10 protein-coding genes, 1 pseudogene and 1 riboswitch are annotated in these 13,891 nt (G+C 65.9%); of the genes and pseudogenes, 5 read left to right on the forward strand and 6 right to left on the reverse strand.

Translation table 11 applies throughout. The features are described from left to right. Positions 1-80 precede the first annotated feature (80 nt). Positions 81-626: a TspO/MBR family protein gene (locus tag G6R19_RS13435; protein WP_163165700.1), complete on the forward strand. Its 546-nt coding sequence runs from the start codon at positions 81-83 to the stop codon at positions 624-626. A 32-nt stretch (positions 627-658) separates the two neighbouring features. Here G6R19_RS13435 and G6R19_RS13440 read toward each other — a convergent pair whose 3' ends face one another. From G6R19_RS13440 to G6R19_RS13460, 5 genes and pseudogenes are all read right to left on the reverse strand, one after another. After that, positions 659-2,086 (reverse strand): L-serine ammonia-lyase, encoded by a 1,428-nt coding sequence (locus tag G6R19_RS13440; RefSeq protein WP_163165702.1) that lies wholly within the window; start codon positions 2,084-2,086, stop codon positions 659-661. A 62-nt stretch (positions 2,087-2,148) separates the two neighbouring features. Further along, positions 2,149-2,289 (reverse strand): annotated as a pseudogene (locus G6R19_RS13445) (glycine cleavage system protein H); the annotation flags it as partial. Positions 2,290-2,811: 522 nt separating this feature from the next. Continuing rightward, complete coding sequence (gene gcvT, locus G6R19_RS13450) at positions 2,812-3,972, reverse strand: glycine cleavage system aminomethyltransferase GcvT (RefSeq protein WP_163165706.1); 1,161 nt, start codon at positions 3,970-3,972, stop codon at positions 2,812-2,814. 11 nt (positions 3,973-3,983) lie between these two features. Continuing rightward, a complete protein-coding gene (gene gcvP, locus G6R19_RS13455) occupies positions 3,984-6,872 on the reverse strand; it encodes an aminomethyl-transferring glycine dehydrogenase (protein ID WP_163165708.1) in 2,889 nt (962 codons plus the stop codon). 180 nt (positions 6,873-7,052) lie between these two features. Continuing rightward, positions 7,053-7,151: riboswitch (glycine riboswitch) on the reverse strand. A gap of 90 nt (positions 7,152-7,241) precedes the next feature. After that, the gene (locus G6R19_RS13460; protein WP_163165710.1) at positions 7,242-7,781 is read right to left on the reverse strand and encodes a TetR family transcriptional regulator; all 540 of its coding nucleotides are present in this window, start codon (positions 7,779-7,781) and stop codon (positions 7,242-7,244) included. Positions 7,782-7,847: 66 nt separating this feature from the next. Between G6R19_RS13460 and G6R19_RS13465 the strand changes: the two genes are divergently transcribed. Then, positions 7,848-9,419: an MFS transporter gene (locus tag G6R19_RS13465; RefSeq protein ID WP_163165712.1), complete on the forward strand. Its 1,572-nt coding sequence runs from the start codon at positions 7,848-7,850 to the stop codon at positions 9,417-9,419. Between the two features lie 109 nt (positions 9,420-9,528). Here the strand turns inward: G6R19_RS13465 and G6R19_RS13470 are convergent, their stop codons facing one another. Beyond that, positions 9,529-10,005, reverse strand: coding sequence for a DNA starvation/stationary phase protection protein (locus G6R19_RS13470; protein ID WP_163165714.1), 477 nt, complete (start codon positions 10,003-10,005; stop codon positions 9,529-9,531). Between the two features lie 215 nt (positions 10,006-10,220). Here G6R19_RS13470 and G6R19_RS13475 point away from each other — a divergent pair, with 215 nt between their 5' ends. The 3 genes from G6R19_RS13475 to G6R19_RS13485 are packed head-to-tail and all read left to right on the forward strand — an operon-like array spanning position 10,221 to position 13,887. After that, a complete protein-coding gene (locus G6R19_RS13475; protein ID WP_163165716.1) occupies positions 10,221-11,249 on the forward strand; it encodes a nitrilase-related carbon-nitrogen hydrolase in 1,029 nt (342 codons plus the stop codon). Between the two features lie 53 nt (positions 11,250-11,302). Next, a complete protein-coding gene (locus tag G6R19_RS13480; RefSeq protein WP_163165807.1) occupies positions 11,303-12,328 on the forward strand; it encodes an agmatine deiminase family protein in 1,026 nt (341 codons plus the stop codon). Further along, positions 12,325-13,887, forward strand: a complete 1,563-nt coding sequence (locus G6R19_RS13485) for an APC family permease (RefSeq protein WP_163165718.1) — start codon at positions 12,325-12,327, stop codon at positions 13,885-13,887. Before G6R19_RS13480 ends, G6R19_RS13485 begins: the two co-directional genes overlap by 4 nt. Positions 13,888-13,891 lie beyond the last annotated feature (4 nt).

Below are 13,891 nucleotides of genomic sequence, written 5' to 3' on the forward strand. Positions count from 1 at the left end.
AAGCCATGCTGCCGACCCCGCCGGAGATGCCAAAGCCCCTCAGCCTTGACTCGGGAAAGCGCTCTGGCAAGGGTTGAAGCATGCAGCCGTATCCCGGACCTTTGAGGCACCAGCAGGATCAAAGTGTTGAGCGGCCGGGGCTTGGCAGGCAGGTCGTGGCCTTGGCTGTGTTCCTTGCCGCGTCCTTCCTCGTTGCCGGGCTGGGTGCCCTTGCCACGGCGGGCAACGTGGACGGGTGGTACACCACTGCGGACAAGGCCCCCTGGTCGCCGCCCAACATCGTTTTCGGGCCGGTCTGGACCATCCTCTACACGGCGATGGCGGTTGCGGCCTGGCTGGTGTGGCGGAAGCAGGCGCCAGGTACCAGGCGCGCCATGACGACCTACGCGGTCCAGCTGGCGCTGAACCTGGCCTGGACCCCCGTATTTTTCGGACTTTATCCCGCCATCGGGACGGCTGCCCTGTGGTTGGCGCTGGTGATCATTCTCGCCCTCATCGCCGCCGTCTCGGTGACGGTCCTGTCCTTTGGCCCCATCAGCCGGGCCGCCGGGCTGCTCCTGCTGCCGTACATCACCTGGCTGGTGTTCGCAGCCACACTGAACGTGTGGGCTGCCATCCATAACTGACGTCAGGCGTCACGCCTGCATGGCAGCCACCGTCAGCATTCGACGACGTTGACGGCGAGGCCGCCCATGGCCGTTTCCTTGTATTTGGAGCTCATGTCCTTGCCGGTCTCGCGCATGGTCACGATGACCTCGTCCAGGGAGACCCGGTGCGAGCCGTCGCCCCAGAGCGCCATCTTCGCCGCGTTGATAGCCTTCGCAGCGGCGATCGCGTTGCGTTCGATGCAGGGCACCTGCACCAGCCCGCCGATCGGGTCGCAGGTCAGGCCCAGGTTGTGCTCCATCGCGATCTCCGCGGCGTTTTCCACCTGGGCAGGGGTTCCGCCCATCACCTCGGCCAGCCCGGCCGCGGCCATCGACGACGCCGAGCCCACCTCGCCCTGGCAGCCCACCTCGGCGCCCGAGATCGACGCCTGCTCCTTGTACAGCACCCCGACGGCAGCGGCGGCGAGCAGGAACTTCACCACCACGTCGTCCCGGTCCTCCTGGCCGGCGTTCTCCATCCCCGGCGCGAAATGCAGCGCGTAGTACAGCACCGCCGGGATGATCCCGGCAGCCCCGTTGGTCGGGGCGGTGACGACCCGGCCGCCGGAGGCGTTCTCCTCGTTCACGGCAAGGGCGATCAAGTTAACCCACTCCTGCCAATACTTCGGGTCGTGGAAGTCCCCGTCCTGGCCATCACCGTCAGGGCGGGAACTTTCCTTCTTGAGCCGCTCGTACCAGTCAGGGGCACGGCGCCGGACCTTCAGCCCGCCCGGCAGCACGCCTTCACGCTTCAGGGACGTGGCCACGCAGCCCTCCATCACGGAGTAAATGTGCAGCAGGCCTTTACGGATTTCCTCCGGCGTGCGGCTCTCTTCCTCGTTGACCCGCATCACCTCGCTGATGCCCAGCCCGGTTTCCCGGCAGTGCTCCAGCAGTTCCGCGGCCGTCCGGAACGGCAGCGGCAGTTCCTTCTTGGATTCCTCCAGCTCCTGCTGCGCCGCGTCCTCCTCACCCTCCCGGACAATGAACCCGCCGCCGACGGAGAAGAACGTGGCGGTGTGCAGGATCTCGTCCTCCGCATCAAAGACGGTGAAGGTCATGCCGTTGGTGTGCCGGGGCAGGATGGTCAGCGGCCGCAGCACCATGTCCTTCACCCCATACGGCAGCGGCACGGCACCGGCCAGCTGCAGCGTCCCGGTGTCGGCAATGGCGGCCAGGCGTTCCTCCACCTCGTCCGGCAGGATCAACTCCGGATGAAACCCCTCCAACCCCAGCAGGATCGCCGTCATGGTCCCGTGGCCGTGACCCGTCGCAGCGAGCGACCCATACAGGTCAACCCGCAGCGACGCCACACGGTCCAGGGCGCCGGAGGATTTCAGCTCCTCCGCGAACACGGCGGCAGCCCGCATCGGCCCCACAGTATGCGAACTCGAAGGCCCGATTCCGATGGAAAAAAGGTCAAAGACACCAACAGCCATGGCCGTTTCCTCACTAAAACTTATTGGTCCGGCAGGTAGACCCGCCGGAAGCAGTGGTAGTCCTACAGGACCCCGCCGTTTTTGGATGCGTATTCCCGGGCGGACAGAAGGGCAGGATCATCCATAACTCCAGTATTGATCTCCACCACCTCACTCGTCACGAGCGAGCACACAACCGGGACAGACTTCGTCGATTCCATCTGTCTTTCCTTGCTCTTGAAATTTGTGGTGCTACGTAGGCCCTGGCTGGGTTGGGTGGAGGGACCCCGGCATCCTCTGCATGCTGCTCCTTCGTCGCTCTGACGCATGCTGCCGGATACCGCGGCCCCTCCCGCGCCAGCCTTCAGTTTGGAGGCCAACAGTTCCGCGAAACACAACCACTCACCAAAGTGCCGAGCGGCTTCCACAGGCCCAAGCACCGGCAGTCGGTGACCGGTCCGGCCCCTTCGGGTGCGGCCTCCGGCAGCGTGCTCCCCACCGTCTCCCTAACCTCGCAAGCTCGGCCAGGGAACCCTGACGGCGTGGGCCCAGGGCACGCAGGTGTGCTGACCGCAAGGGCCCGGCGGAGCCGGGCTTTTCGAAAGCGTGCTCCCCACCGTCTCCCTAACCTCGGAAGCTCGGCCAGGGAACCCTGACGGCGTGGGCCCAGGGCACGCGTGAAGAGTCCGGTCCGGCGCGCCCGGACTTAAGCCGGACCCGACGGGCAAGAGGTGACCACGAAAGCCCTACTTGGCGCGCTTGTAGAACGGGAGATCAACTACTTCGAACGGCTCTGCCTTGCCGCGCAAATCAACCTCCAGGGCAGTGCCGACTTCGATGAATTCGACGTCGACGTAGGCCATGGCGATCGGGTAGCCAAGGGTGGGGCTGGGCTGCCCGGAGGTGACTTCGCCAACGATATTGCCGTCCTTGAGGACCGGGTAGTGGGCGCGGCCGGCGCGGCGTCCGAGGCCCTTGAGCCCAACGAGCCTGCGGCCGGACGAGCTGCCCGCGCCGGCTTCCTTTTTGGCGGCCAGCGCGGCCTTGCCCACGAAGTCGCCTTCCTTGGAGAGCGCGACGACGGCTCCCAGGCCTGCGGCGAAGGGGTCGCCCTGCAGGGACAGCTCGTTGCCGTACAGCGGCATGCCTGCTTCAAGGCGGAGCGAATCGCGGGAGGCGAGGCCGGCGGGAGTCAGCTCCCCGTCGTCCGCGATGGCAACGAATGCTTGCCAAAGGCCAGCGGCGTCGTCGTTGGACACAAAGATTTCAAACCCGTCCTCGCCGGTGTAGCCCGTGCGGGCGAGCAGGAGGTCCAGTCCGGCGCCGCCCACCAGGATCGGTACCACCACGGCGGCGTAGTACTTCAGCTCCGTCACCAGGTCGTGCTGCGCGGCCGGGACCAGGCGCAGCAGCAGCTCCTGCGCCTTGGGGCCTTGGACGGCGATCAGCGAGGTACTGGCGGAAGCGTCTTCGACGTTGACGTCGAATCCGGCGGCCCGCTCGGCAAGGGCGGCAGCAACCACCGAGGCGTTGCCTGCGTTGGGGACCACCAGGAAAGCGTCGCTGCCGCCTTCTGAGGCGCCCTCACGTGCAGGGCGGCGGTAGGTGATGAGGTCGTCAATGATGCCGCCGTCCTCGCCACAGATCAGCGAGTACTTTGCCTTGCCCACGGGCATGGCGGAAATCTTTCCCACCAGGGCGTAGTCCAGGAAGGCTGCGGCGTCCGGGCCGGTAACCCAGACCTCGCCCATGTGGGAAAGGTCGAACAAGCCTGCGCTCTGGCGCACGGCGTGGTGCTCGGCCAGCTCGGAGCTGTACTTCAGGGGCATCTGCCAGCCGCCGAAGTCGGTGAAGGACGCGCCCAGTTTCTTGTGCTCGTCGTAGAGGGCGGTGTATTTCTCAGTCATGGCGCGGCCCCTTAGTTCTCAAACTCGGAAAGCGGCGGGCAGGAGCAGATTAGGTTCCGGTCGCCGGCTGCGCCGTCGATGCGGCCCACCGGCGGGAAGTACTTGTCCTGCTTCAATGACTTCACCGGGAACACGGCCTGCTCGCGCGGGTAGGCGCGGTCCCAGTCACTGCTGATGGCAGCCGCGGCGGTGTGGGGAGCGTTGCGGAGCGGGCTGTCAGTAACGGTGAAGTCCCCCTGGGCCACCTGGTCGATTTCGGCGCGGATGGAGATCATGGCCTCGATGAAGCGGTCGATCTCGCCGAGGTCCTCGGATTCCGTGGGCTCCACCATCAGGGTGCCCGCAACGGGGAACGCCAGGGTGGGGGCGTGGAAGCCGTAGTCGATGAGGCGCTTGGCCACATCCTCAGCGGTGACTCCGGTCTTGGCCGTGAGCTCGCGCAGGTCAAGGATGCACTCGTGCGCTACCAGCCCGCCTTCTCCGGTGTACAGGACCGGGAAGAAGTCGTTCAGGCGGGCCGCGATGTAGTTCGCAGCGAGCAAGGCGGACTTGGTGGCCTCGGTGAGGCCCTGCCCGCCCATGAGCTTCACGTACGCCCAGGAAATCGGCAGCACGCCCGCGGAACCGTACTTGGAAGCGGAGATGGGGACATCGTTGCCTTCAGTCCAGGTGGCCGCGTTGCCGGGCATAAAGGGTGCCAGGTGCGCCTTGGCAGCAACAGGCCCGACGCCCGGTCCGCCGCCGCCGTGCGGGATGCAGAAGGTCTTGTGCAGGTTCAGGTGCGAAACGTCGCCGCCGAACTGGCCTGGCTGTGCCAAACCGACGAGGGCGTTGAGGTTGGCGCCGTCAATGTAGACCTGGCCGCCGGCGGCGTGGATGGCATCGCAGACTTCGCGCACGTCGGCGTCATACACGCCGTGCGTGGACGGGTAGGTGATCATGATGCAGGACAGCTCGTCCTTATTCGCCTCGATCTTGGCGTACAGGTCGGCGTGGTCGATGGTGCCGTCGGCAGCGGTGGCCACCACCACCACCTTCATGCCCGCAAGAACGGCCGAAGCGGCGTTGGTACCGTGCGCCGACGCCGGGATCAGGCACACGTTGCGCTGCTGGTCGCCGCGCGAGTGGTGGTAGCCGCGGATCGCCAGCAGGCCGGCGAGCTCGCCCTGGGAACCGGCGTTGGGCTGGATGGACACCTGGTCGTACCCCGTGATCTCGGTGAGCTGCGCTTCCAGGTCCGCGATCAGTTCGCGCCAGCCTTCAGTCTGTGAATCCGGAGCGAACGGGTGGATGGAAGCGAACTCGGGCCAGGAGATGGCTTCCATCTCGGCCGTGGCGTTCAGCTTCATGGTGCAGGAGCCCAGCGGGATCATGGTGCGGTCCAGCGCCAGGTCCCGGTCGCTGAGCTTGCGGATGTAGCGCAGCAGTTGAGTCTCTGAACGGTAGGTGTTGAACACCGGGTGCTGCAGGAAGTCGGAGGAGCGCTCGACGGCAGCATTCAGGCCGAACCCGTCCGCCACCTCAGCCAGCCCGGCACCAAAGGCGGCCAGGACGCCGTCGACAATGTCCGGGGTTGTCGTTTCATCGGTGGAGACGCCCACGGTGTCCGCGTCGATGCTGCGCAGGTTGATTCCCCTGGCCTCTGCTGCGGCGATGACGTCCGCGGCCTTGCCCGGCACGGAGACCGTGACGGTGTCGAAGAAGCTGGTGTGCAGTACCTCGAGGCCGGCGGCCTTGAGCGAAGCGGCAAGGGTCCTGGCGTGGGCGTGGGCGGACTGCGCAATCGCCTTCAGCCCCTCGGGTCCGTGGTAGACGGCGTACATCGAGGCGACGATGGCCAACAGGGCCTGCGCGGTGCAGATGTTCGACGTGGCCTTCTCGCGGCGGATGTGCTGCTCGCGGGTCTGCAGGGCCAGGCGGTAGGCAGGAGTTCCCGCGGAGTCCTTCGAGACGCCCACCAGTCGTCCGGGCATGGAGCGTTCAAGGCCTTTCTGGACTGCCATGTAGGCGGCGTGCGGGCCGCCGTAGAACAGCGGGACACCGAAGCGCTGTGCCGAGCCGACGGCGATGTCCGCACCCTGCTCACCGGGAGGCGTAATGAGGGTCAGCGCGAGCAGGTCGGCCGCAACGGTTACCAGGGCGCCGCGTTCCTTGGCATCGGCGATCACCGCGGTGTGGTCAAACACCCGGCCGGAAGCCCCGGGCTGCTGGAGGACCACGCCGTTGATGGCGCCGTCGGGCAGTCCCGTGGAGAGGTCCGCCACCTCAACCTCGAAGCCGAGCGCCTCGGCGCGGCCCTTTACGATGGCGATGGTCTGCGGCAGGCAGTCGGCGTCCAGCACAGTCTTGCCGTCGCGCACCTCTTTGTTTTTATTCGCACGGCGCATCATCAGCACGGCCTCGGCCACTGCCGTGGCTTCGTCCAGCAGGGAAGCATTGGCGATGGGCAGGCCCACCAGGTCCTGGACCATGGTCTGGAAGTTCAGCAGCGCTTCGAGCCGGCCCTGGGAAATCTCCGGCTGGTACGGGGTGTACGCGGTGTACCACGCCGGGCCTTCGAGGATGTTGCGGCGGATCACCGGCGGCGTGACGGTGTCGTAGTAGCCCTGGCCGATCATCTGCACGGCGGTCTTGTTTTTGGCCGCCAGGCTGCGCAGTTCGGCGAGCGCCTCCACCTCGCTCAGTGCGCCCGCCAGTTCCAGCGCGGAGTCCTGGCGGATGTCCTTGGGGACGGCGGTATCCACCATTGCGTCCACGGTGTCGTACCCCACGGCCTTGAGCATGGTGTCGACGTCGGCCTGCCGGCGGGCGCCGATGTGCCGGTCAACGAAGGTGGCAGCAGCCGGGGCGGCAACAACCGGAGAGGCGGGGGCCGGAGATACAGTCACGGGGAACTCCATAGCTAAGGCGGCATCAGGGTACGCCGCATCGAATCGGGTTCCTCCCCGCTCTGTATTGGACCTGAGAGTTTCCGCGTTGCCTGCATCCGCTGGCCCCGCTTGCACCGTCGGTGAGCACAACAGTCCAGGTATCCGGGGAACCGGATGCCAGGCGGACAGCCTGCTACTTTCCAGAGTTGCCTCGCCGCGGCGGTACATGGGCCTGTGAGATTCCTGGGGAGGTATTGCTCCTACGGCGCCTGCTTGTACCTTCTGGCAGAACTCTCCCGCCGCAGATCAAAGGCTATTCATTTGGGTTTTCCTGGTGGCCGGTGACGGCCCACACATGCACTAATTCTCCTATGCCGCGGGCTCAGGGGCAAATACCGGCTAGCCCCTGAGCCTCTCGACGGCGGCCAGGAGTTCGTCGACCTCAGCCTGCCTGTCGCCGGCGTTTCCGGACGGCCCGCTTTCCCACATGGCGTTGAAGTACAACCCGTCCCCCATGTACAGGACGGCCTTTGCCATCGCCGCACCCACGTCCTTGCCGATCAGGTCCAGCCATTGCTGCTGGATGACTGCGAAGCGGCGGCGGGCATCCTCGTGGGCCACCTCGGCGAGTCGCGTCACGGCGACAAAAGAACGGTCCATGGGGGTATCGGACCAGAGGGATGACCGGATGAAGTAAGCCGCGGCCCCCTCCGGTGCAGCCGCCATGGCGGCGAGGTCTTCTCCTGCCAAACGGTCCAACCGCTCCAGGGTGGCAGTGATCAGCGCTTCCTTGTTGGGGAAGTGGTACAGCAGGCCGCCCTTGGAGACGCCGGCCCGTTTTGCCACCGCATCCAGCGTGGCGGCCCTCTCCCCCACATCGATCAGGAGTTCTTCAAAGGCATCGAGGACTGCATCTCGTGCTACGGGTTTTCGGGGCATGCTTCCCATCATGCATCGCAGGCCGCGGATTTCTTAACTACACCGTCTGGACGGTATAGTTATTTCATGACACCGTCCACCGCCTCCCAGCAAGCCCTCACCCGCACTGCCCTGAACACCCCGGATCCCGCAAAGGGCACGTGGCGCGACTGGCTTGCGCTCGGGCTGCTGATGTTCCCGGTCCTCCTCGTGGCCGTGGACAATACCGCCCTGACCTTCGCGCTGCCGGCTATCGCGGGCGCGTTGGGCACCTCGGGAGTGGAGCTGCTGTGGATTGTGGATGCCTATCCGCTGGTGCTGGCTGGATTGCTGGTGGCTATGGGGAGCCTGGGCGACCGGATTGGACGCCGCCGGCTCCTGATCATCGGCAGCATTGGCTTTGCAGCCGTATCAGCAGTAACAGCCTTCGCTCCCAGCGCCGCCTGGCTGATTGCCGGCCGCGCGGCCCTGGGTTTCTTCGGCGCCATGCTGATGCCCTCCACGCTGTCCCTGATCCGCAACATATTTGTTGATCCAAACCGCCGGCGGCTGGCCATTGCCATTTGGGCAGCAGGCTTTTCCGGCGGCGCCGCCCTGGGCCCGATTTTTGGCGGGTGGCTCGTTGAGCAGTTCTGGTGGGGAGCCGTACTCCTGGTGGCCGTGCCCATCATGCTGCCCCTGCTGGCCTTCGGACCCGCATTCATTCCGGAGTCCAAGGACCCAACACCCGGCCGGGTGGATGCGCCGAGCATCCTGCTCTCGCTGCTCACCATGGTTCCGGTGGTCTACGGCATCAAGGAATTCGCCACCGAAGGTGCCGGACCGCTTGCCCTGGGCAGCCTGGCCTTCGGCCTGGCAATGGGTGCCGCTTTTGTCCGGCGGCAACAGCGGCTGAAGAGCCCGCTGCTGGACATGTCCCTGTTCCGCAACCGGGTGTTCAGCATGGCCATCACGGCAAACGTCCTGGCCCTGTTCTCCTTCAACGGCTTCATCCTCTTCCTGGCCCAGCACCTACAGCTCCTTGAGGGCATGTCCCCTTCCGCTGCGGGAATGGCAATGATTCCGGCGCTGGTGGCAACCGTTGTGGCGGGCCTTGCGGTGGTGCCGGTAGTGCGGAAGGTCCGGCCGGGTTTCGTGGTGGGCACCGGCCTGGCCATGAGCGCCGCAGGCTACAGCATGGTGACGTTCGGCAGCCATGCCGACGGGCCGGCACTGCTGCTCGCTGCCCTGCTGGTCCTGGCCCTGGGCGTGGGAACGGCCGAAACCATCTCCAATGACCTCATCCTCGGCAGCGTCCCGGCGGAAAAATCGGGGGCAGCCTCGGCCATCTCGGAGACCGGCTATGAGGTGGGCGCCCTGCTGGGAACTGCCGTCCTGGGCTCCATCCTCACCGCCTCTTACCAGCAGAACCTGCAGCTTCCCGCCGGGGCGGTCGAGGCCGCCGCCGGCCAGGGCACTGCGCATGCCCGTGAAACCCTGGCCGGAGCCCTGGAACTTGCAGCCGGGTTGCCGGCGCCCTTGGCGGACGCCGTCAGGCATGCCGCCGGCTCTGCTTTCGACTCCGGCGTGCACGTCACCGCGGCGATCGGGCTGGTGCTGATGGCGACGGCGGCAGTCCTGGCCGCCGTCGTGCTCCGGAAGGTGCCCAAGGCGCAGTAGGGGCGCAGGCTGCATAAGAGGCTCGCTCAGGCAGGCATAAAAACAGCGCCCGGCTCCGGACTTCGTGTCCGGGCCGGGCGCTGAAAGGCCGTGCGTGGTGCCCTGCCGGCTAAGCGTCAGGCGCCGTGACGCTCGCCGTCGGCTTCATGGTTTCGGCGTTCACCATCCAGGCGAACTGCTCGAACTTGGCGATGAACTCGTGGAGCAGGTCAGCCGACGTGGGGTCTTCCTCGTCTACTTCATCATGGACCTTCCGCATGGTGCCTACGGCAGCTTCCAGGGCTGCGACAATCCGCTCGATGGCATCCTTGGTGCTGATGAGGCCCTCAGGAAACGGAGCGAGGTTGGTGGATTCCGCCACGGTGGAGCTGCGTCCGTCCGGGAGGGCATGCAGCGCGCGCATCCGCTCGGCGGTATCGTCGGCAAACTGGCGGGCGGCGTCAATGATTTCGTCCAGCTGCAGGTGCAGGTCGCGGAAGTTCGTACCCACGATGTTCCAGTGAGCCTGCTTGCCCTGGAGGTGCAGCTCGATCAGGTCCGTCAGCACGGCCTGCAGGTTGTTGGTCAGTGTCGGTGAAGCTTTCATGCGTCCTCCTCGATTGGTCCAGTAATCCCGACGCTACCAGCCCGGCACCGGGCAGAGGACGGTACCTCCGGGAAATTTCTCAGTGAGCTTACTAATTCCTTTTTCCCGACATAAACGAACGCGATTCATATTTCCCCTTGCATCCGGGGCGATGGAACCGCATACTAAATGAACGTCATTCATTTAGTGACCGTCGTCTCACTGGAGTAGCACACATGATTGAAATTTCCTGCCTCGATGCACCCGCTTCCCTGGCCCGGACATCGCCGTCCAGCCGGAAGGCCCTGCGCGTTGGCGTTGTCCAGCACCGATGGCAAGCTGACAGCGCCGCTGTGGAGGCCGAACTCAACGAGGGCATCAGCCGGGCCGCCGCATTGGGAGCCTCGGTGGTTTTCCTGCCGGAGCTGACCCTGTCGCGCTACCCAGCCGACACGCGGCCGCACAACGATCCGGCAGAGGGCACAACCCGTTCCCGGCCCTCGGACATCGCCGAAGACCTGATGACGGGGCCCACCTTCCGCTTCGCCGCAGACGCTGCCCGCCGTCACGGGGTATCCGTCCACGCGTCCCTGTACCAGCGGGCCGAAGACCCGGACGGGCAGGACGACGGGCTGGGCCTGAACACGGCCATCCTGGTCTCGCCGGAGGGCGAACTCCTGGCACGGACCCACAAGCTCCACATCCCCGTCACCGCCGGCTACTACGAGGACAAGTTCTTCCGCCAGGGCCCGGCAGCGGCTGACGCCTACGAAGTGCATGCCCCTGCCGAACTCGGCGGCGCCCGGCTGGGCATGCCCACCTGCTGGGACGAATGGTTTCCCGAAGTGGCCCGGCTGTACTCACTGGGCGGTGCCGAAATCCTGGTCTACCCCACGGCCATCGGCTCCGAACCGGACCACCCCGATTTTGACACCCAGCCGCTCTGGCAGCAGGTGATTGTAGGAAACGGCATCGCCAACGGGCTGTTTATGATCGCACCCAACCGCTGGGGCAGCGAAGGCACCCTGGACTTCTACGGTTCGTCCTTCATCTCCGACCCCTACGGCCGCATCCTCGCCCAGGCGCCCCGCGACGCATCCGCCGTCCTGGTGGCCGACCTGGACCTGGACCAGAGGAAGGATTGGCTGACCCTGTTCCCCTTCCTGGCAACGCGCCGTCCGGACACCTACGGCCGCCTCACCGAGCCCGTCCGCCCGAATGAATCCATCGGCGGCGAGCGCGGGTTCGCGGAGGTGTGCTCGTGACCGCCCCCGCCGCGCAGCAGGACGCGGCTGCCCTGGTGCAGGCCGAGTGGCGGATGCCCGCCGAAACAGCCCCGCAGGAACGGCTCTGGATGGCGTTTCCCGCCGGCGGCTACACCCTTGGCGAGTCCGCTGAAGCTGCCCACGCAGCCAGGTCCACCTGGGCTGCCGTGGCGAACGCCGCCGTCGAATTCCAGCCCGTCACCATGGTGGTGGATCCCGACGACGTCGAAACGGCCGCCGCCTACCTCCACCCTGAGGTTGAGGTACTTGCAGCCCCGCTGAACGATGCATGGATGCGCGACATTGGCCCCACGTTTGTCCTGGACAGGGAGGGGAACCTTGGCGCCGTGGACTGGGTGTTCAACGGCTGGGGCGGACAGGACTGGGCGCAGTGGGACAAGGATGCCCTGGTCGCCGGCGAGGTGGCCGGTCGGTCGGGCGCACACCACATCGTGTCGTCGCTCGTCAACGAGGGCGGCGGCATCCAGGTGGACGGACAGGGAACGGTCCTCGTTACGGAAACAGTGCAGCTGGATCCGGGGCGCAATCCCGGCCTCAGCCGGGCCGACGTCGAGGCGGAACTGGCCCGCACCATCGGCGCCACCCATGTGGTGTGGCTTCCCCGCGGCCTGACCCGGGATTCCGAGCGCTTCGGCACCCGCGGCCACGTGGACATCGTGGCGGCCATCCCCTCACCCGGCACGCTGCTGGTCCACTCCCAGGGGAATCCCGAACATCCGGACTTCGAGGTCTGCCGGGAAGTCATCGACTTCCTGCGCGGAACCACGGACGCCGCCGGCCGACAGTGGAACATCATCGAAGTCCCCGCCCCCGAAACGCTCCGGGACGAGGAAGGCTTCGTGGACTACAGCTACATCAACCACGTGGTGGTCAACGGCGGCGTGATCGCCTGCAGCTTCAACGACCCCCAGGACGACAAGGCCCTGCAGATCCTTGCCGAGGCCTACCCCGGACGGCGTATCGTCGCCATTGACGCACGCGAGCTGTTTGCACGCGGCGGGGGTATCCACTGCATCACCCAACAGCAGCCTGCTGCCTCCCAGAAAGTGGTGTCATGACAGAAACCATCCGCACCGGCACCACCGCCGCAGGCGGGGCAGGACAACATGCTCCGGGTACTGCCCACGGGATTACCCCGAAGGGCCTGAAGGGCGGGCAGCTGGGACTCCTCGCCGTCGTCGTCCTTGGCATTTCCACCATCGCACCGGCCTATACGTTGACCAGCGCACTGGGCCCCACCGTCAATGAGGCCGGGCTCCAGCTGCCGGTCATCTTCCTCATTGGGTTCATCCCCATGATCCTGGTCTCGCTCGCCTACCGGGAGCTCAACGCCGACTCCCCGGACAGCGGCACCACCTTCACGTGGGTGACCAAGGCTTTTGGCCCCTGGGTCGGTTGGATGGGCGGCTGGGGGCTCCTCGCAGCAAATATCATCGTGCTGTCCAACCTGGCCGGCGTCGCCGTCGACTTCTTCTACCTGTTCCTCTCGCAGCTCACAGGCCAACCGGAGCTGGCTGACCTGGCGGCCAATAAAGCCTTGAACGTGCTGACCTGCTTTGTGTTCGTGGCCCTGGCGGTCTGGGTCAGCTACCGCGGGATGCACACCACCAAGCTGGTGCAGTACGGCCTGGTGGGGTTCCAGCTGCTGGTCCTTGGCCTGTTCGTGGCCATGGCGTTCGCCAACTGGTCCAGCTCCGAAACGGCCATCCCCTTCAGCTGGGAGTGGTTCGATGTCACCAAAATTGAAACCTTCGGCCAGATCGCCGCCGGCATCTCGCTCTCCATCTTCGTGTACTGGGGCTGGGACGTCTGCCTCACCGTGAACGAGGAAACGGCGAACGGCAAGAAGACCTCCGGCCTGGCCGGCACCCTCACCGCCGTCATCGTCCTGGCCATCTACCTGCTGGTCAGCATCGCCACCATGATGTTCGCCGGCGTCGGAGACACCGGCAACGGGCTGAACAACACGGAAATCCACGAGAACATCTTCACGGCCCTGGCCTCCCCCATCATGGGCCCGTTCGCCATCCTGATGTCCCTTGCAGTGCTCTCAAGTTCCGCTGCCTCCCTGCAGTCCACGTTTATGTCGCCCTCGCGCAGCCTGCTGGCCATGGGCCACTACGGTGCCCTGCCGAAGCCGTTCAGCCGGATCAGCACGAAGTTTGCGACACCGGGCTTCGCCACCGTCGCGGCGGGCGTTATGTCCGCGGGGTTCTACGCCGTGATGCACGTGGTCAGTGAAAACGTCCTCAATGACACCATCCTGGCCCTGGGCCTGATGATCTGCTTCTACTACGGCCTGACCGCCCTGGCTTGCGCCTGGTACTTCCGGCACAGCGTGTTCACGAGCGCCCGCAACTTTGTCCTGCGGCTCCTGTGCCCGGTACTGGGCGGGGTGGGCCTCTTCGTGGTGTTCGTGCAGACGGCTGTGGACAGCTGGGCGCCTGAGTTCGGCAGCGGCTCTGAGGTCTTCGGCGTGGGGCTGGTCTTTGTCCTTGGGGTAGGCATCCTGGCCCTGGGTGCGGTGTTCATGCTCATCATGGCCCGGTTGCACCCAGGCTTCTTCCGCGGCGAAACCCTCAAGCGGGATACTCCGGCCCTGGTTGTCCCGGAGTAGCCCC

This window comes from Arthrobacter sp. Alg241-R88 (genome assembly GCF_900537115.1).
Lineage (GTDB): Bacteria > Actinomycetota > Actinomycetes > Actinomycetales > Micrococcaceae > Arthrobacter.

Excerpts from the sequence above, each read along its gene's own strand:
- G6R19_RS13475 (WP_163165716.1), top strand. The coding sequence starts at position 10,221 with ATGATTGAAATTTCCTGCCTCGATGCACCCGCTTCCCTGGCCCGGACA.
- G6R19_RS13435 (WP_163165700.1), top strand. The coding sequence starts at position 81 with ATGCAGCCGTATCCCGGACCTTTGAGGCACCAGCAGGATCAAAGTGTT.
- G6R19_RS13480 (WP_163165807.1), top strand. The coding sequence starts at position 11,303 with ATGCCCGCCGAAACAGCCCCGCAGGAACGGCTCTGGATGGCGTTTCCC.
- G6R19_RS13440 (WP_163165702.1), bottom strand. The coding sequence starts at position 2,086 with ATGGCTGTTGGTGTCTTTGACCTTTTTTCCATCGGAATCGGGCCTTCG.
- G6R19_RS13470 (WP_163165714.1), bottom strand. The coding sequence starts at position 10,005 with ATGAAAGCTTCACCGACACTGACCAACAACCTGCAGGCCGTGCTGACG.
- G6R19_RS13460 (WP_163165710.1), bottom strand. The coding sequence starts at position 7,781 with ATGCCCCGAAAACCCGTAGCACGAGATGCAGTCCTCGATGCCTTTGAA.
- G6R19_RS13465 (WP_163165712.1), top strand. The coding sequence starts at position 7,848 with ATGACACCGTCCACCGCCTCCCAGCAAGCCCTCACCCGCACTGCCCTG.
- G6R19_RS13485 (WP_163165718.1), top strand. The coding sequence starts at position 12,325 with ATGACAGAAACCATCCGCACCGGCACCACCGCCGCAGGCGGGGCAGGA.
- gcvP (WP_163165708.1), bottom strand. The coding sequence starts at position 6,872 with ATGGAGTTCCCCGTGACTGTATCTCCGGCCCCCGCCTCTCCGGTTGTT.
- gcvT (WP_163165706.1), bottom strand. The coding sequence starts at position 3,972 with ATGACTGAGAAATACACCGCCCTCTACGACGAGCACAAGAAACTGGGC.